The sequence below is a fragment of the Pseudomonas sp. 8Z genome, from assembly GCF_902506535.1.
Classification (GTDB): Bacteria; Pseudomonadota; Gammaproteobacteria; order Pseudomonadales; family Pseudomonadaceae; genus Aquipseudomonas.
Genome location: NZ_LR733825.1, coordinates 589,640 through 611,432 on the forward strand (window position 1 = coordinate 589,640; position 21,793 = coordinate 611,432).

A 21,793-nucleotide genomic window follows, 5' to 3' on the forward strand; every position below is an offset into this window, starting at 1 on the left:
AGGGGAAAGGCGTTTCCATGCTGGTTTCTGTACAAGCTTTACGGGCGTTGGCGGCCTGGGTCGTGGTTTTTCATCATGTCATGCAGGTGTTCTTCAATTTTCAGGCCGACAGTTTTATCGGGCGGCTGTTTGCTGAAAGAGGCGCGGTTGGCGTCGACATCTTCTTCGTCATCAGCGGGCTGGTGATCTATCTCTCCACTCAAGGTAAGGACATCACCCCCTGGCGTTTCATGCTCAATCGGGTGTTACGCATCGTCCCGGCCTACTGGCTGTACTCACTGATCGCGGCCTCGATCATCGCCTTCGCCAATCCGGTGATGCCGGTGCAGGAGTTCGACCTGCACCATCTGCTACTTTCTCTATTGTTTATTCCTGCCGAGAACCCAGGCGGCTTCGGCCTCTATCCCACGCTCAATGTTGGCTGGACGCTGAACTACGAGATGTTCTTCTACCTGTTGTTCGCCTTGACGTTCATGCTCAGCGAGCGTCTGCGTTTGGTGTTCGTGATCGTCGCCTTGATGGTCTTCGGCTTACTGGCGACGACTCAGCCATGGATGAGCGATTTCTACCGCAACAGCATCGTCTATGAGTTCGTTTTCGGCATGCTTCTGGGCGTTGCCTACACGCGTGGCTGGATTCGTCAGGGATTAGGCTGGCCACTGTTGGTCATTGCAGGCTCGCTGCTGACTATCTACCACTTCGACAATTCCCTGCGCCTGCTGCATTGGGGCGTGCCGAGCGCCTTGATCGTTGCCGCCTGCATCGCTCTGGAGCCATGGCTCAAGGACAATCGACTGTTGAGCCGAATGGGCGACTGCTCGTACTCGGTTTACTTGCTGCACGTGATCATCCTGTCGCTGGGCTGGTATTTGCAGGCCAGTTTGAATCTCTCACCTGCGCTGGTCATCGCCGCCTGCATACCGCTGATTGCTGTAGCAGCCTGGGGCAGTTACGAGCTGATCGAGCGGCGTTTCTTCGTCCGCGCCAAAGCCTGGATCGATGAGCGAAGCGCTGAGCAAAGGCTGCGGCCTTTATCCTGAGTAAATTAGTAGGACTATGTTCAACGCCTCACTTGGCGTACACTGCGCGGCATGACCGTGAGGAGCTGCCATGAGCACTATTACCATTACCGATGCCGCCCATGACTACCTGGCTGACCTGCTGAGCAAGCAGGACACTCCGGGTATCGGCATTCGTATCTTCATCACCCAGCCGGGTACGCCTTACGCGGAAACCTGCATCGCCTACTGCAAGCCGGGCGAGCAGAAGCCGGAGGATACCCCGCACAGTCTGGCCAGCTTCACGGCCTGGATCGACGCCCTGAGCGAGCCCTTCCTCGAAGATGCCGTGGTCGACTACGCCACCGACCGCATGGGCGGCCAACTGACCATCAAGGCGCCGAACGCCAAGGTGCCGATGGTCAACGAAGACAGCCCGCTCAACGAGCGCATCAACTACTACCTGCAGACCGAGATCAATCCGGGCCTGGCCAGCCATGGCGGCCAGGTGTCGCTGGTCGACGTGGTGGAAGAGGGCATCGCCGTTCTGCGCTTCGGCGGCGGCTGCCAGGGCTGCGGTCAGGCTGATTTCACCCTCAAGGAAGGCATCGAAAAGACCCTCCTTGAGCGCATCCCGGAACTCAAGGGTGTGCGTGACGTGACCGACCACAGCAATCGCGAGAACGCCTACTACTGATGTCTTGCGTGTACAAAAAAGGCGACCTGCGGGTCGCCTTTTTCGTTGTACCTACGCTCACCAGTACTTGGGATAGCGCCCTGCGCGCGTGGCGTTGTTGTAGAGCAGTGCTACCAGCACCAGGATCAGCGCACCACTCAAGGTAGGAAACAGCAGGAAGCTCCAGCCGGGTTGCGTCAGGAAGATGATCACCGGGTTCGAGCCTGCTGGCGGGTGCACGCTGCGGGTCAGCATCATCAGGGCGATGGCGCTGCCCACTGCGATGGCCAGCGACCACACCCCTGGTCCCAGCAGATGCAGGCAGAGCAGACCGACCAAACTGCTCAGCAGGTGCCCCAACAGTACGTTGCGTGGCTGTGAGAAGGGCAGGTCAGGGAAACCGAACACCAACACGCACGAGGCACCGAAGGAACCCAGCAGCAAGCTGGCCGACAGCAGATCGGCGCTGAGGGCGATGCTGCTGATTGCGAGAAAGCCACCGAGCCAGGCCAGGGCGATCTGGCGGGCCGATGCCAGGGGCGGCAGCGCAGCGCCGTCACCTTTCAGTTTGCCGAGGAACTTCAGCATGGCGTGGCACTCCTGACGCGCGTGGTCGAGGCGGGGTTGTTAGCCAGTTTGTTCGGCGGGCGGATCGGGCGACGCACCAGCTCTCCGCCACAGTTGGGGCAGTGCTGGTCAAGCCGCTGTTCGGCGCAGTCGCTGCAATAGGTGCACTCGAACGAGCAGATGCGCGCGTCCAGGCTTTCGGGGGGCAGGTCGCGATCACAGCATTCGCAGTTGGGGCGCAGTTCGAGCATGAGTGGTTTCCTAGTGGCGTTGACCGAAGCGTTGCAGGTATTCCTGAGGGCTGATGGCCAGGTGTTTGTGGAAGCAGCGGCGTAGATTCTCGGCGTGGCCGAAGCCTGTCAGGCGTGCCACCGTGCTGATCGAAGCCTGGGCGTCATGCAGGAGCTGGCGCGCGGCTTCCAGTCTTACGCGCTCGACGTAACGTCCTGGGCCCATGCCCAGTTCGTTGACGAAGGCGCGTGACAGGCTGCGCGGTGCCATACAGGCTTGTTCGGCCAGGCGTGGCAGTGATAGGTCCGCTGCCAGATTGGCGGGAATCCAGTCCAGCAGGGCAGCCAATTTGGGGGTGCGGCTGGGCTCTGGGCTCAGCAGTTGACTGAATTGAGCTTGATCCCCAGGCCTGCGCAGGAACAGTACCAGGCGGCGAGCGACTGTCAGCGCCATCGGACGACCTAAATCCGCTTCCAAAAGTGCGAGGGCCAGGTCGATACCTGCCGTTACGCCTGCTGAAGTGAAAATATGCGAATGCAGCTCATCGTTAGCATCGAAGGTGTGCAGACAGTCGGCCTGCACGATGACTTTCGGGTTTTTCTGCGCCAGTTGTTCGGCATCTGCCCAGTGAGTGGTGGCACGGTGGCCATCGAGCAGACCGGCGGATGCCATAACCAGGGCGCCCGAGCAGACCGAACCGAGCCGACGTACGTGTGGCTCACTCGCGTGTAACCAGCGCAGGAGTTCGGCGTTGCGGCATTGCTGCGCTTCGCCCGGCCCTCCTGGGATCAGCAGGGTATCTAGCGAGGCGCTATCAACAGTGCGCCAACTGTTATCGGCGACGAGCTGGAAGCCAGCGGACGTGGCGATAGGACCCACTTCTTCGGCGAGCAGTTGTAGGCGGTAGTAGGGTGGCAGTCCCTGACGTTGGCGTTCTACGTTGGCAGAGGCGAAGACCTGCAGCGGCCCCGTAACGTCCAGGCTCATGACGTCGGGGTAGATCAGGCAGGCGATAGTTTTGAGCGCTTCCATGAGCGACCTCCGGGGTGGTTGGAGGCAGTGTGCGCTGGGCGGGGGGTGGCAACAAGGACATTAAGCCCACAGATATTGCCAGTCTCTTTGGGGGCGCCAGAAGGCGCCCCGTCTGCGATTACTCGGGCATGCTCCAAGGCGCCAGTTCGAAGCCTTGGCTGCGCAGTTCTTCACGGGAACGGGTCAGGGCATTGGCCAACTGCTGCGGATCACTATAGGTCGCGCTGGAAAGCTGGGTGCGGCCGAGCAGGCGAGTGTTGGTGCGGTCGATGACGCTGATGCTGACCACGCCAGTGCCGTCTTGGGGGGACCAGGCTACGCATTGGAACGGTTGAAAGGCGCGATCAGCAATCAGCAAGGCATCATTAAATCGCAGCGGTGTATTCATGGGGGCAGTTTCTCCGATTCATTCTCAATAACTTGAGGGGTGGTCGAGCATTAATTAGCTGACCTGTCAGTTCTGTTGATGAGCTGACTCAAGCATTAAGTCACATGCTTTCGGAAAAAGTTTTAACACTGCGTAAAAGTGCCGCACCGAGCAACTTAGAGGCGCCGTGAATGGCAACTTTTCCTATCAAAAGTTCCCTGGGCGGCACTCGCACCGTCGGCTACAGGCCAGAACCTTCGGGGGCTTGCGCCTGAGCTGAAGCGTTGCGCTCGTGGCGATAAGCGCTCACGGCTTCATATACCGCTTTGCGTAAACGATTTATGCCACCAATGGGGCGGTGTGCTTCCAGTGCATGCCAGGGGTTGAAGGACAAGTTGTCGCAGAACTGGTTCTGTTCGCGACTATCGAAGTCCTGCGCCGCAATTGTGATGCGCGCCACGCTTTGAAATGGAGAAATCGTCTCGCTCCATTGCACGCTGGTGTCTTCGATGGGCATGTAGTGCTGTGCATTTTGCTTTTGCACTTGCAGTTCAAAGCAGGCTGGGATCCGGTCGAGCGACAGTTGCTGGTAAAGAGCGCTACGCAGGAAATTCGGCAGGTCGGTATTGGCTTGCGGTAATGCGTAGGTCGGGCAGTTTTGCGGCGCCGGTACGACTCGATACTTGATGTTGAGCGGGCCGAGCTTATAAGGCGCGATGGAATTGTAGGTGGTCGAGACTGGGCTTTCTGGCGCGGGAGCCAGGGTCTTCAGGGCGATGATCAAATGGCGGATTTCCCAGGTGCGTGGATCCCAGCTCGGGAAGAACGCCAGCACCTTCTTGCCATCGGCCTGAGCCGCAAAATTATTGCGGTACTCGGCTACGTCGCTGACGAAGAAGGTCGGGTGATTGAACATCACGAAGTCCTGTTCCCCTGCATGAGCTGCGCCTGGCATTAGTTTTTCGCCCGGCACGTCGAGCAATTTGACGGCCATGCCGCGTGCGTCGCGCGCACTGTCGAACTGCGGATAGGCATTGCCGTTGGAAAAGCGTATCCAGGCTTGCCAGGTTTTCCCCGGTTCGGCGAGTACGCCCTGGCGCAGATCGCTGTCCAAGCCATCGAGCACTTGCACATCACCTTTTACGCAGCCGTGGGCTTTGGCATGGGCGTCGCGCAGCACGCGGGTGTTGTCGCGGTGTTGTTCGACCACGCGCACGGCGTCTTCAATGATCGCGCGGGTTAGCGCCGCCTCGGCGCTTGGAATCTGCTCCTCGCTTGATACTGGGCCGGAGAATTTCCAGGCGTAATAGGCCTCACCAGCCCCCCAGCCGACCAGGCCGACGACTGCGAGAACGAGCACAAGCTTGCCGAGCAGGCGACCGAGCCACAGCCAGAGACGTTTCAACATGCGGGCATTCCTTCTTGTCGGTTGTCGCGAGTGTCAGCCTTCACAGCTCGGGCCGGGTGTCCAAGGGCGAGCGGGCACCTCGCTCAATTGCGTTTCCAGGCGTTCGTTGCCCAGCACCTTGAGGTATTCGATCAGCGCCAGGCGTTCGTCCGGCGACAGCGCGCGGCCAATCACGCCTTGCTGGCGGCAGCCATCGCGGAACTCATGACCACCGTTGCCGTTGCCGGTCACGCGGGTATCGAAGAAGAAACCGCCAGGGAATTTCTCCGTCTGGAAGCCAACGAACTTGGGGTCGAACTCGAAGTTGCCGACCCAAAAGCTGCTCTGCCGCTCGTAGATTGGTGAGAGCAACTGGAACAGCGTCGGTACCGAGCCGTTATGCAGGAAGGGTGGCGTCGCCCAGATGCCATCCAGCGGGCGTGCCTTGTAGCCACGTAGCTCTTGCACGCCAATAGGCAGACCGTAGCCGTCCATTTCACTGCGCTGCGGCGGCTTAATACCTGCGTCCTGATAGGCGCGGTTCTCGACATAGGCGGTGATGTAAGCCAGCCCCTTGGCGCTGGAGATGCTCTTGAAGTCGACATTATCGAGGTTGGCACCGAACAGCTTGACGTCGAGTCGGCTCAGCTCGACCTTGCTCCAGCCCAGGCGGCTGATGTCGAAGCGGTGATCGGCGATGTTGTCGGCGGTGGTCGGATCGGTGCCGATGACGCTGGTGGGCACTATATGCATGCGCCATTCTGGATCGCGCGAGGGGGCCAGGCGCTGATCTCTTGGCTTCGGGTCTGGCGCGTGGCAGTGGGCGCAGTTTTCCTTGAACAGGGCTTTACCACGGCTGGCCTGGGCCAGGTCTATCTTGCCCAGTACCGCCTCCGGCCAGTGCGGTGGTTTGAGCTGTTTGAGGGTTTCTTCGAGGGTGTAGAGATCGCGCAGGCGCACGCTGGAGGCATAACGATCGGCCTCGGCAATGGGCTGGCCGTGGTTGTCGAGCAACTGCAAGGTGGCGCCGACGCCGAGGGACTCGCCCACGTTACGGGCCATCGGTTGCATGGCGGAACCGTTCCACTGCACCCAGTCGAATTTCCAGATATCCCAGAGCTGCGGGTAGCTGACCGGGCCGTCGGCAACGCGGTAGTTGGCTTCATCGATGGCGTCACCGAACACGGTGTTGGCGATGCGGCCGAAGGCATCGGTGCGGCCAAAGCCTTCTTCGGTGGGGTAAAGCCCGCGATGCCAGTCGTTGGCGGCGGTTGCCAGCAAGGTGTCGAGCACTTGCTTGAAGTCTTCGCGCAACTGCTCGCGACCTTGCGGATACTGCTCGCCCAGCACCTCACGGGCGAAGCGGCGGAATTTCAGCGGGTTGTAATAGGTGAATGCCATGCTCATGCCCAGCGCTTGGCCGAAACCGCCACCGCGCAGGGTCGGTACAGTCGAGGCCAGCGAGTGCAGGGCGGCACCGCCGTCGATGCGTATGGCTTGACCGCGATAGTGCAGTTCGCCGGTATGGCAGGCGGCGCAACTGATGTCGAGAAAGCGCACGCCGCTTTCAGCATCCTGGTGACCGGTGAAACCGACTGGCAGATTACCGGGGTTCAGCGCTGTGGGCTGTTGCTGCGGGTCGATCAGAAAGCCGAAACGCGCCAGGTATTCGGGGCGGGCGAACTTGTCCGAGCCGAAGGGCATCTCCAGCGCGGTGAACCACTCGTAGCGCAGGCCTTTAACCTGAGTGCCTTGCGGTGTGTAGTAGTAGGTCTGACGCTGGGAGTCGCTCCACTGGTCGAGGTAATGCAGTTGCTCGGGCTTTTTATAGAGCGGTAGGTTGGGGTAGGCGATGTAGTAGAGCACTACGCCCAGGAGGATCAGCGCCACCATCAGGATAAGCTTGAGGATACGGCGGAGCGTTCGCATCGAGGACTTCCTGTGGCGTCTGATAAGTGACATCGTTATGCCAATCTCATGACCGCTTGGCAAGGTGCCATCATGCAAATCGCTGAGTCGCCGCAAAGCTCTTGCTGCGCAGCAGGGGTAGGGCGCTTGGTAAGTTACGAGGACAGCAGGGTTTCGACTTGCTGCAGAGCCTGCTGTCGACGCTGTTGCCAGTTGCCGTCGATGGCGCTGAAGCGCTGTCCAGTGCGCTGCAACCATTGCTGACAGGCATCGTGAAATAGCTGCCGGTCAGCGAGCACAGGTTGGCAGCGTTGCCCGTCCTGCACCCAGGGCACGCCGCGTGGGTCAAGGAGCAGGTGCAGGTCGTAATGGCGTGAGAGCAGTTCGTGCTCCAGCCAATCCGGCGTGGCACCGAACAGGCTGCGGCTCCAGATAATATTGCTGAGCAAATGCGTATCCAGAATCAGCAGGGCAGGCTTTTGCGCGCGAGCCTGATCTTCCCAGGCCAACTGCCCTCGGGCGATGACGGGTATGTCGGCATAGCAGGTATCACGTTGTTCCTGTTCGATGAAGTAGCGGACGTACTCGCCGACCACCCTGCCGTCAAAACGCTCGGCTATTAGGCCGGATAGCCAGCTTTTCCCGGCGGACTCCGGCCCGGTCAGAACGACGACCTTCATGCCGCGTCACGCAGTGCTGGATCTTTGCGCCAGCCGATCCAGCCGCTGATGGCCAGCAGGGTAAAGGCCGCGTAGAGCCCGGCAGTTAGATACAGCTCAGTAGCGATGAAGAAAGCCACGTAACAGAGGTCTACCAGCGTCCACAATGCCCAGCACTGCAGACGTTTCTGTGCCATCCACCACTGCGCCACCAGGCTGAAGGCGGTCAGCGCTGCATCCAGCCAGGGCGAGCTGGCATCGGTGAAGCTGGCCATCAGATAACCGAGTACAAGCGCACCGAGGGTGCCTGCGGCAAGATCCCGCGTAATACCCGCAGCAGGTAGCAGGCTGACCTGGCGGCCATCGTGGCGCTCACCGCCGCGTGTCCACTGCCACCACCCATAAATTTGTAGGGCAGCGAACAACACCTGCAACAGGAGATTGGAGTACAGGCGCCAGTCGTAGAACAGCCAGGTATAGAGCAAGACCATGATCAGGCCGATGGGCCAGCACCAGGGATTTTGGCGCACGGTCAACCATACCGAGATGATGCCGAGACCGGCAGCAACGAGTTCGAGCCAGGACATCCGGCATCCTCATGACAAAGGCGGGGCGCGATTGTAACGGGATGCCCAGCTCAACACACCAATCCATCGGCGAGGCGGTAAAGAAGCAGCAATTTGCGTGTGATGGTGTGCTGGATATCGTCGCGCTCGAAGCTGGACAGCCGTGTCAGGCGTGCCACTTGTAGCCTATGCAGGTGCAGATAGGGCATTTGTTGGTTGAATTCGCGCAAGTCGCCCTTCACCAGCAATGGCAGAAACAGATCGCCCACCTTCTTCTGGTTGCTGATGATCTGCGCCAGTGCAGGTTTGAATGGCATGCTCTTGGGCGCCGGGCCTTCGCCCCTGATCTGTGTGCTCAGCAAAAGGCCCGGCTTACCCTGCACCTTACCTGGCAGCACGCACAGGCCGGTTTTACGAATGGCCTGGGCGTCGATGCCATGCAAGGTGTCATGGAAGGCGTACGGGTTGGGCAGGACGACCATCTTACGGCCCAGGTCGCTGGGAAAGTGCAGGCTGTAGTTGGTGTAGAGCTGGCCCACCGATTCGGAGTAAACGCACAGACGGTTCTCGAACAATTTGATGAAGCGTTCCGCCAGTTCACGGCGCGCCATATTGTCGAGATCCCAGACCAGATCCTGGTTCTGGGGGCTGCTGAAGTCGACTTCCTGGTGTTCCATCATGCTCATGGCGCCCTCAAACGCGAAACTGGCCAAGCAGCCGATGGAGTTGCTCGGCTAGCTGCCGGAGGTGCTGACTGGCCGCACTGGACTGGTCGGCGGCTTCTGCCGTGTTATGGGCGAGGCTCGCGGCCTGGGTGATGTTGCGGTTGATATCGTCGACGACATGCGTTTGCTGCAGCGTAGCACTGGCAATCGACGCATTGAGGCCCGTGAGATTGCGCAGTGAGTGGGTTATTTGCTCCAGGCTTTGGCGGGCCAGCCCGGCCTGCTCGATGGTTTGCTGCGAGGCCTGGTTACTGTCATTGATGACCTTGACCGCCGCCTCGGAATTACTCTGCAGGCGCTCGATCATGCCCTGGATCTCTGCGGTCGATTGCTGCGTGCGCTGGGCTAACAGACGCACCTCGTCGGCCACAACGGCGAAGCCTCGGCCTTGCTCGCCTGCACGGGCGGCCTCAATGGCCGCGTTAAGCGCAAGCAGATTGGTCTGCTCGGCAATCGAACGAATCACTTCCAGCACACCGCCTATCTGCGTGCTCTCGGTGGCCAGTGACTGAATCACTTCGACCGCCTTGGCAATGGTGCTCGACAGTTGTTCGATCTGCTGCAGGCTGGCGTTGATGCTCTGTTGCCCCTGGCCAGTCAGTTCTTCGGCTGTGTGCACTTCACTGGAGGCTTGCTCGGCGTTTTTTGCCACCTCCTGCACACCGTAGGTCACCTGGTTGATTGCCGTGGCCACCAACTCCATTTGTTGCGCTTGCTGCTGGCTGTGCTGTTGCGCTTCACTGGAAATATCACCCAGGCTGCGCGCTGCCTGATCCAGTGAGCCGGAGGAGTCGAGCGATTGGCGAATGACCCCGCGCACCTTGTCGGTAAAGGCATTGAAGTGCCCGGCGAGCGCGGTCAGCTCATCGTGCCCATGGTGATCGAGGTTGTGTGTCAGGTCACCCTCGCCACTGGCGATATTGGCCATGGCGTTGACCGCATCTTGTAGCGGACGCGAGATGCTGCGCGAGATCAGCAGAACCAGAGCGGCCAGTAGCAGGGCGATCAGCAGCCCCACGGCCGATGCCTTGAGCGCTTGGGCGCGAAATTCGGCCTGAACGTCGTTGACATAAACGCCAGAGCCAATGATCCAACCCCAAGGTTGAAACAGTTCGACGTAGGAAATCTTCGGTACAGGCTCGTCTGCCCCTGCTTTGGGCCAACGGTACTCGACGTGGCCGGCACCTTGGCTGCGGGATATGGCCACCATCTCGTTGAACAGCGCCTTGCCGTCCGGGTCTTTGAAGCCCGACAGGTTCTGGCCTTCGAGTTTGGGGTTGGTTGGGTGCATGATCATCACGGGCTGCTGATCATTGATCCAGAAATACTCCTGGCCGTCATAGCGCAGCTCACGGATCAAGGCCATGGCCTGCCTTTGTGCTTCATCACGGCTCAGCGAACCTGCTACCTCCAGCTTCTGGTATTGCTTGAGAATACTGGCTGCGGTCTGCACCACATGTTCGGTTTTCTCCAACTTGCCTGCGTAGAGGTCAGTGTTGATCTGCTGCAGCATTAGGCTACCGAGTAGCACCAACATGAAAATGGCAAGCGCAAGGATCAGCCAGAGACGGCGGCTGATGGGGATACTGCGTAAGCTATTCATAGATAATTCCCCGTTTATTGTCGTTATGCTGGGCGATTGTCAGGGCGCCACGTCAAGGGCGCTCTTTTATCTCACTCATCTGATAGCATTTCGGCATCCTGCTGGGGAAGCTGAATTTTTATTGCGGCAGCCCAGAATAAGGAACCTCGCCGGTGTGCCTCTGTCCCAGCGCCGGGACAATGCGTCTACAACTTTTCCGCGCTTTAGCGCGACTCTTTGGGGGAATGATGGATATTTGGGTAGCCTTTCAAGCCTTGATTCTGGGCATTGTGGAGGGCTTGACCGAGTTTTTGCCAATCTCCAGTACCGGGCATCTGATCGTGGTCGGAGACCTGCTGGGTTTTAATGGCGAAACCGCTACAGCGTTCAAAATCATCATTCAACTCGGCGCCATCCTGGCCGTGATGTGGGAGTTTCGCGCTCGTGTTCTGGGTGTCGTGCTAGGCCTGCCACGCGAGCGTAAAGCTCAGCGCTTCACAGTCAATCTGATACTGGCGTTCATTCCGGCGGTGGTGTTTGGCCTGGCCTTCGCCAGCCTGATCGAGCACTGGCTGTTCAACCCTATTACCGTCGCCACTGCGCTCATCATCGGCGGTGTGATCATGCTTTGGGCCGAGAAGCGTGAGCAGCCGATCAAAGCAGAGACGGTTGACGACATGACGTGGAGCCTGGCCTTGAAGGTCGGTTTTGCGCAATGCCTGGCGCTGATTCCCGGCACCTCGCGCTCCGGTGCGACGATCATCGGTGGCCTGCTGTTTGGCTTGTCGCGCAAGGCTGCCACCGAGTTTTCCTTTTTCCTGGCGATGCCAACCATGGTCGCGGCGACCGTATATTCGCTGTTCAAGTACCGCGACATCCTGCAGCTCTCGGATTTGCCGATCTTCGCTATCGGTTTCGTGACCACCTTTATCGTGGCGATGATCACCGTACGTGTGCTGCTGAGGTTCATTGCCAATCACAGCTATGCAGTGTTCGCCTGGTATCGCATTGCTTTCGGCCTGGTGATTCTGGCGACCTGGCAATTGCACCTGATCGACTGGAGCACTGCTCAGCCGTGATTAGCCAGGAGCGCCAGGGAAGACTGAAAAGCTGGAACGACGACAAGGGTTTTGGCTTCATCCAGCCGCAAGGTGGTGGCGCCGAACTATTCGCCCATATCTCGGTGATGCGTGGCGAGCGGCGCCCACAGGTCGGCGATGAGGTGCTCTATGTCGCAGGGCGTGATGCGCAGGGCAGGCCGCGTGCCGAGCACATGCGTCTGGCAGGCGAACTGAGCCTCGATCGCCAGGCGATTCGCCGTAAACCGGCGCCCAAGCAAACCTCCAAAGCCTCTGCACCATGTAAGGTGGCACACAGGGGGCAGCGAGCGAATCGTGAAGGGCCTATCCAGCACTTCGGCGCCAAGACACTGCTGTTCGTGCTGCTCTGTGGTTTGCCGTTGACAGGGGCCATGTTGCAACTGCGCAGTGCCTTGTGGTGGGCGCTACCACTGTACTTCGCCGCCAGCCTGGCCAGTTTTCTTCAGTACTGGATGGACAAGCGCAGTGCGCAGCAGGGCATGCGGCGCACGCCGGAGAACAGCTTGCATCTGGTCGAGCTGATCGGTGGCTGGCCGGGAGCGCTGATCGCCCAGCAGACCTTTCGCCACAAGACGCGCAAGGCGTCTTATCAAGGCGTGTTCTGGTTGATCGTCGCCGCGCATCAGGCGTTCTGGCTCGATCTACTCTGGTTCGACGGTGCCTTTATCGCTCGGCACGTGCCTTTATTGATCCAATAGCAGCCCAGGTTGCAGACGCTTGGGCAAGCGCCGCGCTACCAACTGATGCGAGCGTGTCAGCAGCTCGCACAGCTCCTCCGCGCTTAGCGGCAATCGATGGGCGCTCATGCTGATCAGGGCGCGGGACGGATGCCGGGGCGATCCACGTAACCCAGGAACAGGTCGTTGTCGACCTTGAAGGCCAGATCCTCACCGAGAAAGTCGAGGATGGCGAACATCTTGTTGCCCGCGATAGAGAAAACCCGGTTATTGCCCCATTTGAGGTCTTCACGGGCGCCAGGCAGGTTGAGGCAGAAGGTGGCGATTTGCTCGGGAGTCATGAAAAAGCAGCTAGTGTGAACTCATAAGGCAGCGCATGACATTAGGCGCTAATTGCTCTGAGAGCCAGTCTTTACAGTCGATTCGCTGATTTCTGCGCGCTTGTCTTATAGGTGCCGTCTGCTTGGCTCATAAACTGTAACATTTGATTCATATTTCACGTCGCCCCACCTTATGAACATTGCTCTTCATTTGCGCTTTGCCTGGCTGTTGTTGGGGTTACTGCTGCCCTTGTCGATCTATGCCGACAGTCGAGTCGTTGACGTTTCGTCAACCGCTCAGTCGCCGTTGTCTCTGACGAGCCATGTTGGTGTCGTGGAGGATGCCACGCAGGCGCTGACCCTGGAGGCCATTGACGCGCCAGAGATGGCTGAACATTTCGATTATGAACAATCGCCTAGCGCCTCTTTCGCGCTGGGTTTTACCCGTTCGGCATACTGGTTTCGTTTGGTTCTTGGCAACTCTGCCGATCAGCCCCTCAAGCGCTTGCTGGAGGTGGATAATCCGCGGATTTCCCTCGTAGATGCTTATGTCGCGGATGGTCAGGGGGGCTATCGGCGCTGGCTGACAGGTGCTGACAGGCCAATGAGTGGTAAGGCCTACGACAATCGCAATTTCGTTTTCCCCATTGAATTGCCTGCACGTTCGCAGCGGGTGGTTTATCTGCGCGTGCAATCGAACATCGCTTTGCTGGTGCCATTGCGGCTGTGGTCGGTGGAGGGCTTTCATGCCCATGAGCGTGCCGACTACATGGCGCGCAGCAGTTACATGGGCATTGCCGTTGCGATGATCTTGTTCAACCTGATGCTGTTTATCGCGCTTGGCGATCGTATCTACTTGCTATACGTGGTTTTCGCGTCGTGCGTGGTGTGTAGCCTGGCCATCAAGGTTGGTATGGCGCCGGACTGGTTGCTGTTCGGCGTGTCGCTGCAGTCCAATGTGGCCTACTACGTCAGTGCTTCTTGGGCGTTGAGTGCGCTGGTGCTGTTCATGCGCAGAATGCTTCAGACAGATCGGTTATTGCCTGCGGCAGATCGCTTGTTGCAAGGCATGTTCCTGTTCTACTTGATCAGCCCCTGCCTCTATCTGGTCGCGCTGCCACAAGTTGCGCGTTTTGCCATTTTCTTCTTTTTATTTGCGCCTATCGCAATATTCGCGGTGGGTCTGGCTTGCGCATTGAAGCGCCAGCGCAGTGCTTATTTCTTTCTAGCGGCATTCGGCTTGCTGATGCTCGGTGGCGCGAGCACCACTCTGCGAGCCATGGGCTTGTTGCCCACCAATGCATTCACCGAAGATGGCTTGTTGCTCGGTTCGTCGCTGGAGATGCTCTTGTTGGCCTTCGCGTTGGCTGATCGCATCAATGTGATGCGCAAGCAGCAGTTACAGACCAAAACGCAGTTGCTGCAGGCTCAGGAACAATTGGTGGAAAATCTGCAGCACTCAGAACGTGAGCTGGAGCAGCGGGTCACTCAGCGCACTGAAGAGCTGCAGGTGCTTAACCAGCGCCTGGAAACTTTGAGCATGACGGACGCCCTTACCGGCATTGCCAATCGTCGAATGTTCGATGAGGCTCTGCAGCGCCAATGGTTGCATGCACAGCGTTGCTCTGCGCCTTTGACCTTGGCGGTGATGGATGTCGACTGGTTCAAGCCGTACAACGATTTGTATGGACACCCGGCAGGTGATGCTTGCTTACGTCAGATCGCTCAGGCATTGCAGGCGGCCGTCAGTCGTTCCACGGATACAGTGGCGCGCTATGGCGGTGAGGAGTTTGTCTTGCTCGCACCCATGACTGATCTGGCGGGTGGTTACCTCATGGCCGAAAAGCTCGCCGAAGTCGTCGCGGCGCTGAATTTGCGTCACGAAGGTTCGCCTTTGGACCGAGTAACGCTGAGCATTGGTGTCGCCTCGACAGTGGTGACGCCCGGCATGCAGCCGCAAGCACTGATACAGCAGGCCGATAGCGCGCTGTACCGTGCCAAGCTGGCAGGGCGTAACTGCATCGAGTGCGACCCTGCCATGTAACGCATCAGGCCTGCGGCTGCCAGCCGCCACCCAGCGCCTTATAGATCGCCACGATGCCGCTATACAGCTCGACTTCGGCTGAAGCTTGGGCATCTTCCGCAGCGAGGCGTTCACGCTCGGCGTCGAGCAGTACGAGGAAGTCCACCGTACCTTCGCGGTAGCGAATCGCCGCCTGCTGCGCCGCCGCACGACTGGCTTCGGCTTGGCGCACCAGGGCGATCAGGCGTTGCTGACGTTTGCTGTAGTCGCTGAAGGCGTTTTCCGATTCCTCCAGGGCTAGCAGTATCTGTTGCTCATACTGCGCCAGGGCACCGTCGGCCTCGGCTTCGGCGCCGCGCAAGCGAGCGCGCACGCTGCCCAGGTCGAAGGCAGCCCAACTCATGGTTGGTGACACGGCCCAGGCGCGTGCGGCTGAGGCGCCCAGTTGCGAGCCACGTCCGGCGGTGAAGCCGAGAAAGCCCGACAGACTGACGCGCGGGAACAGGTCAGCCGTGGCTACACCGACTTCGGCCGTGGCCGCCGCCAGTTGTCGCTCGGCCGCTTGCACGTCCGGGCGGCGGCGCAACAGCTCAGCCGGGTTGCCAATCGGCAGCGCCTTGGCGATGGCCGGTAGCGGCTTGGGCGCCAGATCCACCTCCAGTTGCTCCGGGCGCTGGCCGAGCAGGGTAGCGATGCGGTTGCGCGCACGCACCTGCTGCGCCTGCAACTGCGGCACGCTGGCTTCCACCGCCGCCAGGCGGGCATCGGCGCGCAGCACGTCCAGCTCGCTGCCGATGCCGGCATCGCGCAGTTGTTCGGTGATGGCGCGCGATTCCTGCTGGTTCTTCAGGTTTTCCAGGGCGATATGTTCACGCAACTGCGCACCGCGCAGCGTGCCGTAGGCATCCACCAGCTCGGCAATCAGACTGACCTGAATCTGGTAGTAGTCGGCCTCGGCCACTTCGATGCGCGCTTCGCTGGCTTCGAGCTGGCGCTGGATGCGGCCGAACAGATCGAGCTCCCAGGCGGTGTCCAGGCCCAGGTCGTAACGCTCCTGGCGAATGCGCTCCTCCGTGGTAGGTGGCTGCTGGGCCTTGCCAAACTCGCCGCTGGCGCGGCTGGTGACAGTGGGCAGGCTGTCGTTGGCCACGTCATCACGTATGGCTCGTGCTGCACGCAGACGGCTGAAGGCCACGCGCAGCTCGCGGTTGTCCGCAAGCGAGCGCTGTACCAGTTGATTCAGTGTCGGGTCTTCGAACTGTTGCCACCAGGCGGCATCGAAGCGCGTGCGGTCGTAGTCGCCGGACTCCAGCGCGGCAATGCGCGCCGGGTCGGTTTCGGGTGTCCGGTAGTCCGGGCCTACGGCGCAGGCCGACAGCGCCAGAGCGAGCAGGGCGGGGGTAAAGGCCTTCATACATGTACCTCTTGCAGACGAGCCGCTTTACGCGCTTGGCGTTTTTCGACAAAGGCGCGGATCAGCACATAAAACACCGGCGTCAGCAGCAGACCGAAGAAGGTCACACCGATCATCCCGGAGAACACCGCCACGCCCATGGCATGGCGCATTTCGGCGCCGGCCCCGGAACTCAGTACCAGTGGCACCACGCCCATGATGAAGGCGATGGAGGTCATCAGAATTGGGCGTAGACGCAGGCGGCAGGCTTCCAGCACGGCGGCGACGCGGTCGAGGCCTTCTTCCTGTTTCTCCTTGGCGAACTCGACGATGAGGATAGCGTTCTTGCAGGCCAGGCCCACCAGCACGATCAAGCCGATTTGGGTAAAGATGTTGTTGTCGCTACCGGCCAGGATCACCCCGGTGATGGCCGACAGCAGCACGGTCGGCACGATCAGAATGACCGCCAGCGGCAGGCTCCAGCTCTCGTACTGAGCAGCCAGCACCAGGAAAGCCAGCAGCACGCAGAGCGGGAAGATGAACACGGCGGTATTGCCAGCGAGAATCTGCTGGTAGGTCAGATCCGTCCATTCGTAAGTCATGCCGTTGGGCAGTTCCTCTTCCAGCAGCTTGGCGATGGCGGCCTCAGCCTGGCCGGAGCTGTAACCCGGTGCGGCGGCGCCGTTGATCTCGGCGGTGAGGAAGCCGTTGTAGTGCATCACTCGATCAGGGCCAGAGCTATCACTCACCTTGACGAAAGTGGACAGCGGCACCATTTCACCACGGTTGTTGCGCACCTTGAGCTGGCCAATCTGCTCTGGCTCCAGGCGAAATTGCTGGTCGGCCTGGACGTTGACCTGATAAGTGCGGCCAAAACGGTTGAAGTCGTTGGCATACAGCGAGCCCAGGTACACCTGCAGCGTGTCGAAAATATCGCTGATGGCCACGCCATGGGTCTTGGCCTTCTCGCGGTCGATATCGGCATCGACTTGCGGCACGTTGACCTGATAGCTGGTGAACACCGACATCGGGTTCAGCTCCGGCAACTGACGGGCCTTGCCCAAGATGTTCTGCGTCTGCGTGTACAGCTCCTCATAGCCCAGGTTGCCGCGATCCTGAATCTGCAGGCGGAAGCCGCCGATGGTGCCGAGGCCCTGAACCGGTGGTGGCGGGAAGATCGCCAGATAGGCTTCCTGGATGCTCGCGAACTGGCCATTGAGTTCGGCGGCAATGGCGCCGGCGTTTAGTGAAGGATCCTTGCGCTGGTCGAAGTCCTTCAGCGTGACGAAGACGATGCCGCTGTTCGGGCTGTTGGTGAAGCCATTGATCGACAGGCCGGGGAAAGCCACGGTGTTCTCCACGCCCGGATGTTTGGCCGCGATCTCGCTCATGCGCTTGATCACCGCCTCGGTACGGTCGAGGGTGGCCGCATCCGGGAGCTGGGCGAAGGCCACCAGGTACTGTTTGTCCTGCTGCGGTACGAAGCCAGCCGGTGTGCTGGAAAAACCCAGGTAGCCGAGCACCAGTAGGCCGCCGTAGACCAGCATGGCGATGCTGCTGCCGCGCAATACGCGGCGTACGGTGGCGACATAGCCATGGCTGGCGCGCTCGAATACGCGGTTGAACGGGCCGAACAACCAGCGGCCGAACAGTTTGTCGAGCAGGCGCGAGAAGCCATCCTTGGGCGCGTGATGCTCCTTGAGCAGCACGGCCGCCAACGCGGGCGACAGGGTCAGCGAGTTGATTGCCGAAATCACCGTGGAGATGGCGATGGTCAGCGCGAACTGCTGGTAGAACTGCCCGGTGAGGCCGGAGATGAAGGCAGTCGGCACGAACACGGCGCACAGCACCAGAGCCGTGGCAACGATAGGGCCGGTCACTTCCTTCATGGCCTGGCGGGTTGCCTCCACAGGCGACTTGCCCAGGGCGATGTTACGCTCGACGTTCTCCACCACGACGATGGCGTCGTCCACCACGATACCGATGGCCAGCACCAGGCCGAACAGCGACAGGGCGTTGAGCGAAAAGCCGAACAGGTGCATCACCGCGAAGGTGCCGATCAACGACACCGGCACGGCGGCCAGCGGGATGATCGAGGCACGCCAGGTCTGCAGGAACAGGATTACCACCAGCACCACCAGCACGATGGCTTCGAGCAGGGTGTGCACCACCGCCTCGATGGAGCCACGAACGAAGATGGTCGGGTCGTAGACGATCTCGTAGTCCATGCCCTGCGGGAAGCTCTGCTTGAGCTCAGCCATACGTGCGCGCACCGCATCGGAGATGGCGATGGCGTTGGAGCCAGGGCGCTGGAACACCGGAATGGCCACGGCCGGCTTGTTGTTCAGTAGCGAGCGCAGGGCGTACTGACTTGAGCCCAGCTCGACCCGCGCGATGTCGCGCAGGCGGGTAATTTCGCCGTTTTCGCCCGCACGAATGATGATGTTCTCGAACTCTTCCTCGGTGACCAGGCGGCCTTGGGTATTGATCGACAACTGGAAGCTGTTACCCGCATCGGCAGGCGGCGCGCCCAGGGCACCAGCGGCAACCTGACGGTTTTGCTCGCGAATGGCTTCGACCACGTCATTGGCAGTCAGCCCGCGTGACGCGACCTTGTTCGGATCCAGCCAGACGCGCAGGGAGTAATTGCCCATGCCAAACAACTGCACATCGCCCACACCGTCCAGACGCGCCAGCTCGTCCTTGACGTTGAGCGCGGCGTAGTTGGACAGGTAGAGCATGTCGTAGCGGTTATCCGGCGAGGTCAGGTGTACCACCATGGTCAGGTCGGGGGAGGCCTTGTCCACGGTCACGCCAAGACGCTGCACTTCGGTGGGGAGCGTCGGCATGGTGCGGGTGACACGGTTCTGTACCTGCACCTGGGCGTTGTCCAGATCGGTGCCGAGGGCGAAGGTGACAGTCAGGGTCAGCTTGCCGTCGTTGGTCGACTGCGACGACATATAGAGCATGCCTTCCACGCCGACGATGGCCTGCTCCAGCGGCGAGGCGACGGTTTCACCGATGACCTTGGGGTTGGCGCCAGGGAAGTTGGCGCGCACCACTACGGTTGGCGGCACCACTTCTGGGTATTCGCTGATCGGCAGTTGGAACAGTGAGATGGCGCCACTAATCAGGATCAGCAGCGATAACACAGCGGCAAAAATGGGCCGCTGAATGAAGAATTGCGAGAAATTCATGAATCGGTCCTCTGTGCGCGAGCGTGATTAGCCGCGCGGCGAGCGGGTAGCAGTACGTTCAGCGGCTAGGCGGGGCGATGCGTCAGCGTTGGCGGCTTCGCGCAGGCGTGCCAGTTGGGCCAGGGTGTCGGCGTCGGCCATCGCTACGGGCTGCGGGTCGACAGTGGCGCCCGGCATGACACGTTGTAAGCCGTTAACGACGATCTTCTCGCCTTTGCTCAGGCCGCTACGCACGATGCGCAGGCCTTCGAGCTTTGGCCCCAGTTCGATGGAGCGATAGGCCAGGGTGTTGTTTTCCCCCAGCACCAGCACATATTTTTTGCCCAGGTCGGTGCCCACGGCTTCATCCTTGATCAGCGTGGCGGAGTAAGGCTTGCTGCCTACCAATTTCAGGCGTGCGTAGAGGCCAGGGGTGAAGCGATTTTCCTGATTGTCGAACACCGCCCGGCCACGAATGGTGCCGGTGCTCGGGTTGACCTGGTTATCGAGGAAGTCCAGTTGGCCTAAGTGTGGATTGCCCTCTTCATTGGACAGCCCCAGATACACCGGGCTGGCGCCACGGGCGTCGGTACCGGCTTCACGGGCCAGCTCAGTGTATTTGAGGAAGGCCCGCTCATCGGCATCGAAGTAGGCATACACCTTGTCGGTGGACACCACCGAAGTCAGCAGACTTTCGCCCGCATTGACCAGGTTGCCCAGGGTGATTTCGGCGCGGCTAACGCGGCCATCGATAGGTGCGGTGATGCGGGTGAAACCGAGATTGAGACGAGCGTTATCCAGCTCTGCCTGGATAGCTGCCACTTGCGCTTGTGCCTCTGTAGCGGCGCTGTCACGGGCATCGGCCAACTCGGCGGAAATGGCGTTGCTCTGGCGCAGGCGTTCGCCACGGCGCGCCTCGTTCGCTGCACGCGCTTGACTGGCGCGCGCCTGCTGCAGTTGCGCCTCCAGACGTTTGACTTCGGCCTGGAACGGGCGGGGATCAATTTGGAACAGCAACTGGCCTTTTTTCACCAGACTGCCTTCCTCGAAAGCGACGCGGTCGATATAGCCGGAAACACGCGGGCGGATTTCTACCGATTGCGGGGCTTCCAGGCGACCTGTGAACTCATCCCACTCGTTGACCGGCTGTTCGATCACCTCGGCCACGCTGACCTTGGGTGCGGTCATTTGGGCCTGGGCTTGCGGGGCTTGCTCGCAGCCATTGAGCAATAGGGTGCCGACAAGGGCCAGAGGGAATATCCAGATGCGCTTGTGAAACTGTTCCATAGGTGACTCCGCCAGTCGGTTTTTTGGATTGGCGGAGTCTGCAGGGCGCGCTGGAAAGCTACGAATCGAACGCCATGAACATGAATATCATTGGGAATGATAAAACGCAGAAGTTAATTAGTTGTGATTAATGATGGTGCTCGAAAGTTCCATTGTGCTCACTAACTGTGCGCGGTGTGGCGGGGCGGTTCAGAGGCTGTCTGGATCACCGCAGAACATCTGAATACGTGAGCGTAGCCAGCGCTCGGCAGGGTCGTTGTCCTGAGCGCCGCGCCAGGCCATGTGTAGCTCGAAGCTTTGCGGTTCCAGGGGCAAATCTTCGGCGCGCAGGCCGCCCGAGGCAGTCAGTGCGGCTGCCGTGTAATCGGGTACGCTGGCGACGATGTCGGTCTCCGCCAGCAGTGTGCCGAGGCCGTTGAACTGGGGCACGGCCAGCACTACGTGGCGTTTGCGCCCGAGCTTGGCCAACTCGTCGTCGATGAAACCGGTAAGGTCACCAGCGAAAGACACCAGTGCATGTGGCCGCGCGCAGTAGTCGTCCAGACTCAGTGCGCCGGGAATCGAATCGGCACGCAGCAATTTGGGCTTGCTGCGGCGCAGCACCTTGCGTTTGGCATTGGCAGGCAATTCATCGGTATAGGAGACCCCGACAGAGATTTCGCCAGAAGTCAGCATGCCGGGTATCGTCAGGTAGTTGGTTCGTCGAATCACCAGCACTACGCCAGGCGCTTCGGCTCGCAGGCGGCGTAGCAAGGCGGGAAGGAGGGCGAACTCCACGTCGTCGGACAGGCCTATACGAAACACTGCCGTGCTGGTGGCCGGATCGAAGTCGGCAGCGCGGCTGACCGCCGTGGAGATTGAGTCGAGTGCCGGCGAGAGCAGGGCGAAGATCTCCTGCGCGCGCGGGGTCGGTTCCATGCTGCGGCCGGTGCGGACGAACAGCGGGTCATCGAACAGGGTGCGCAGGCGTGCAAGCGCAGCGCTGATCGCAGGCTGACCGAGAAAGAGCTTCTCTGCGGCCCGGGTTACGCTGCGTTCGTGCATCAACGTCTCGAAGACGATCAGCAGGTTCAGATCGAGGCGACGCAGGTCGTTGCGATTCATCCAGATACCATCCGA

Annotated in this window: 19 protein-coding genes and 1 pseudogene; 5 read left to right on the forward strand and 15 right to left on the reverse strand. The window is 60.2% G+C overall.

Annotated elements, in window-relative coordinates; all coding sequences use genetic code 11:
* Positions 1 to 17 precede the first annotated feature (17 nt).
* Together AERO9A_RS06920 and nfuA are read left to right on the forward strand one after the other, a co-directional pair.
* Positions 18 to 1,040 carry an acyltransferase gene (locus AERO9A_RS06920; RefSeq protein WP_159971175.1) on the forward strand — a complete coding sequence of 341 codons (1,023 nt, stop codon included), beginning with the start codon at positions 18 to 20 and terminating at the stop codon, positions 1,038 to 1,040.
* A 70-nt stretch (positions 1,041 to 1,110) separates the two neighbouring features.
* Positions 1,111 to 1,695: a Fe-S biogenesis protein NfuA gene (gene nfuA / locus AERO9A_RS06925; protein WP_159971176.1), complete on the forward strand. Its 585-nt coding sequence runs from the start codon at positions 1,111 to 1,113 to the stop codon at positions 1,693 to 1,695.
* A gap of 57 nt (positions 1,696 to 1,752) precedes the next feature.
* Here the strand turns inward: nfuA and AERO9A_RS06930 are convergent, their stop codons facing one another.
* From AERO9A_RS06930 to AERO9A_RS06975, 10 genes are all read right to left on the reverse strand, one after another.
* Positions 1,753 to 2,262, reverse strand: a complete 510-nt coding sequence (locus AERO9A_RS06930) for an HPP family protein (RefSeq protein WP_159971177.1) — start codon at positions 2,260 to 2,262, stop codon at positions 1,753 to 1,755.
* Entirely contained in the window at positions 2,256 to 2,492 is a 237-nt protein-coding gene (locus AERO9A_RS06935) for a DUF1272 domain-containing protein (RefSeq protein ID WP_159971178.1), read from the reverse strand. The genes AERO9A_RS06930 and AERO9A_RS06935 overlap by 7 nt, the downstream gene beginning before the upstream one ends.
* Before the next feature lie 10 nt (positions 2,493 to 2,502).
* Positions 2,503 to 3,504, reverse strand: a complete 1,002-nt coding sequence (locus AERO9A_RS06940) for a GlxA family transcriptional regulator (RefSeq protein ID WP_159971179.1) — start codon at positions 3,502 to 3,504, stop codon at positions 2,503 to 2,505.
* Between the two features lie 118 nt (positions 3,505 to 3,622).
* The gene (locus AERO9A_RS06945) at positions 3,623 to 3,892 is read right to left on the reverse strand and encodes a hypothetical protein (RefSeq protein WP_159971180.1); all 270 of its coding nucleotides are present in this window, start codon (positions 3,890 to 3,892) and stop codon (positions 3,623 to 3,625) included.
* A 220-nt stretch (positions 3,893 to 4,112) separates the two neighbouring features.
* Positions 4,113 to 5,279, reverse strand: a complete 1,167-nt coding sequence (locus AERO9A_RS06950; RefSeq protein WP_159971181.1) for a catalase family protein — start codon at positions 5,277 to 5,279, stop codon at positions 4,113 to 4,115.
* A gap of 33 nt (positions 5,280 to 5,312) precedes the next feature.
* Positions 5,313 to 7,187 carry a di-heme-cytochrome C peroxidase gene (locus tag AERO9A_RS06955; RefSeq protein ID WP_159971182.1) on the reverse strand — a complete coding sequence of 625 codons (1,875 nt, stop codon included), beginning with the start codon at positions 7,185 to 7,187 and terminating at the stop codon, positions 5,313 to 5,315.
* 134 nt (positions 7,188 to 7,321) lie between these two features.
* Positions 7,322 to 7,846: an AAA family ATPase gene (locus AERO9A_RS06960; protein WP_159971183.1), complete on the reverse strand. Its 525-nt coding sequence runs from the start codon at positions 7,844 to 7,846 to the stop codon at positions 7,322 to 7,324.
* The gene (pnuC, locus tag AERO9A_RS06965; protein ID WP_159971184.1) at positions 7,843 to 8,412 is read right to left on the reverse strand and encodes a nicotinamide riboside transporter PnuC; all 570 of its coding nucleotides are present in this window, start codon (positions 8,410 to 8,412) and stop codon (positions 7,843 to 7,845) included. Before pnuC ends, AERO9A_RS06960 begins: the two co-directional genes overlap by 4 nt.
* Before the next feature lie 50 nt (positions 8,413 to 8,462).
* Positions 8,463 to 9,077: a hypothetical protein gene (locus AERO9A_RS06970; RefSeq protein WP_159971185.1), complete on the reverse strand. Its 615-nt coding sequence runs from the start codon at positions 9,075 to 9,077 to the stop codon at positions 8,463 to 8,465.
* A gap of 7 nt (positions 9,078 to 9,084) precedes the next feature.
* Positions 9,085 to 10,719, reverse strand: a complete 1,635-nt coding sequence (locus AERO9A_RS06975) for a methyl-accepting chemotaxis protein (protein ID WP_159971186.1) — start codon at positions 10,717 to 10,719, stop codon at positions 9,085 to 9,087.
* 227 nt (positions 10,720 to 10,946) lie between these two features.
* On the opposite strand from AERO9A_RS06975, the gene AERO9A_RS06980 reads away from it, so the two are divergent.
* Both AERO9A_RS06980 and AERO9A_RS06985 read left to right on the forward strand, forming a co-directional pair.
* Positions 10,947 to 11,777 carry an undecaprenyl-diphosphate phosphatase gene (locus AERO9A_RS06980; protein WP_159971187.1) on the forward strand — a complete coding sequence of 277 codons (831 nt, stop codon included), beginning with the start codon at positions 10,947 to 10,949 and terminating at the stop codon, positions 11,775 to 11,777.
* Entirely contained in the window at positions 11,774 to 12,496 is a 723-nt protein-coding gene (locus tag AERO9A_RS06985) for a DUF1294 domain-containing protein (RefSeq protein ID WP_159971188.1), read from the forward strand. Before AERO9A_RS06980 ends, AERO9A_RS06985 begins: the two co-directional genes overlap by 4 nt.
* Here AERO9A_RS06985 and AERO9A_RS06990 read toward each other — a convergent pair.
* A pseudogene (locus AERO9A_RS06990) lies at positions 12,482 to 12,816 on the reverse strand (MmcQ/YjbR family DNA-binding protein). The gene AERO9A_RS06985 and the pseudogene AERO9A_RS06990 overlap by 15 nt on opposite strands.
* A gap of 172 nt (positions 12,817 to 12,988) precedes the next feature.
* On the opposite strand from AERO9A_RS06990, the gene AERO9A_RS06995 reads away from it, so the two are divergent.
* On the forward strand, positions 12,989 to 14,839 hold the full coding sequence (locus AERO9A_RS06995; RefSeq protein ID WP_159971189.1) for a diguanylate cyclase: 1,851 nt from the start codon (positions 12,989 to 12,991) through the stop codon (positions 14,837 to 14,839).
* Positions 14,840 to 14,843: 4 nt separating this feature from the next.
* Here AERO9A_RS06995 and AERO9A_RS07000 read toward each other — a convergent pair whose 3' ends face one another.
* The 4 genes from AERO9A_RS07000 to AERO9A_RS07015 all read right to left on the reverse strand — a co-directional run bounded on the left by AERO9A_RS07000 (position 14,844) and on the right by AERO9A_RS07015 (position 21,778).
* Positions 14,844 to 16,232 (reverse strand): efflux transporter outer membrane subunit, encoded by a 1,389-nt coding sequence (locus tag AERO9A_RS07000; protein ID WP_159971190.1) that lies wholly within the window; start codon positions 16,230 to 16,232, stop codon positions 14,844 to 14,846.
* Complete coding sequence (locus tag AERO9A_RS07005) at positions 16,229 to 19,408, reverse strand: efflux RND transporter permease subunit (protein ID WP_159971191.1); 3,180 nt, start codon at positions 19,406 to 19,408, stop codon at positions 16,229 to 16,231. The genes AERO9A_RS07000 and AERO9A_RS07005 overlap by 4 nt, the downstream gene beginning before the upstream one ends.
* Positions 19,409 to 19,435: 27 nt before the next feature.
* Positions 19,436 to 20,674 carry a multidrug efflux RND transporter periplasmic adaptor subunit MexE gene (gene mexE, locus AERO9A_RS07010; RefSeq protein WP_159971192.1) on the reverse strand — a complete coding sequence of 413 codons (1,239 nt, stop codon included), beginning with the start codon at positions 20,672 to 20,674 and terminating at the stop codon, positions 19,436 to 19,438.
* Positions 20,675 to 20,863: 189 nt separating this feature from the next.
* Positions 20,864 to 21,778, reverse strand: a complete 915-nt coding sequence (locus AERO9A_RS07015; RefSeq protein ID WP_159971193.1) for a LysR family transcriptional regulator — start codon at positions 21,776 to 21,778, stop codon at positions 20,864 to 20,866.
* Positions 21,779 to 21,793 lie beyond the last annotated feature (15 nt).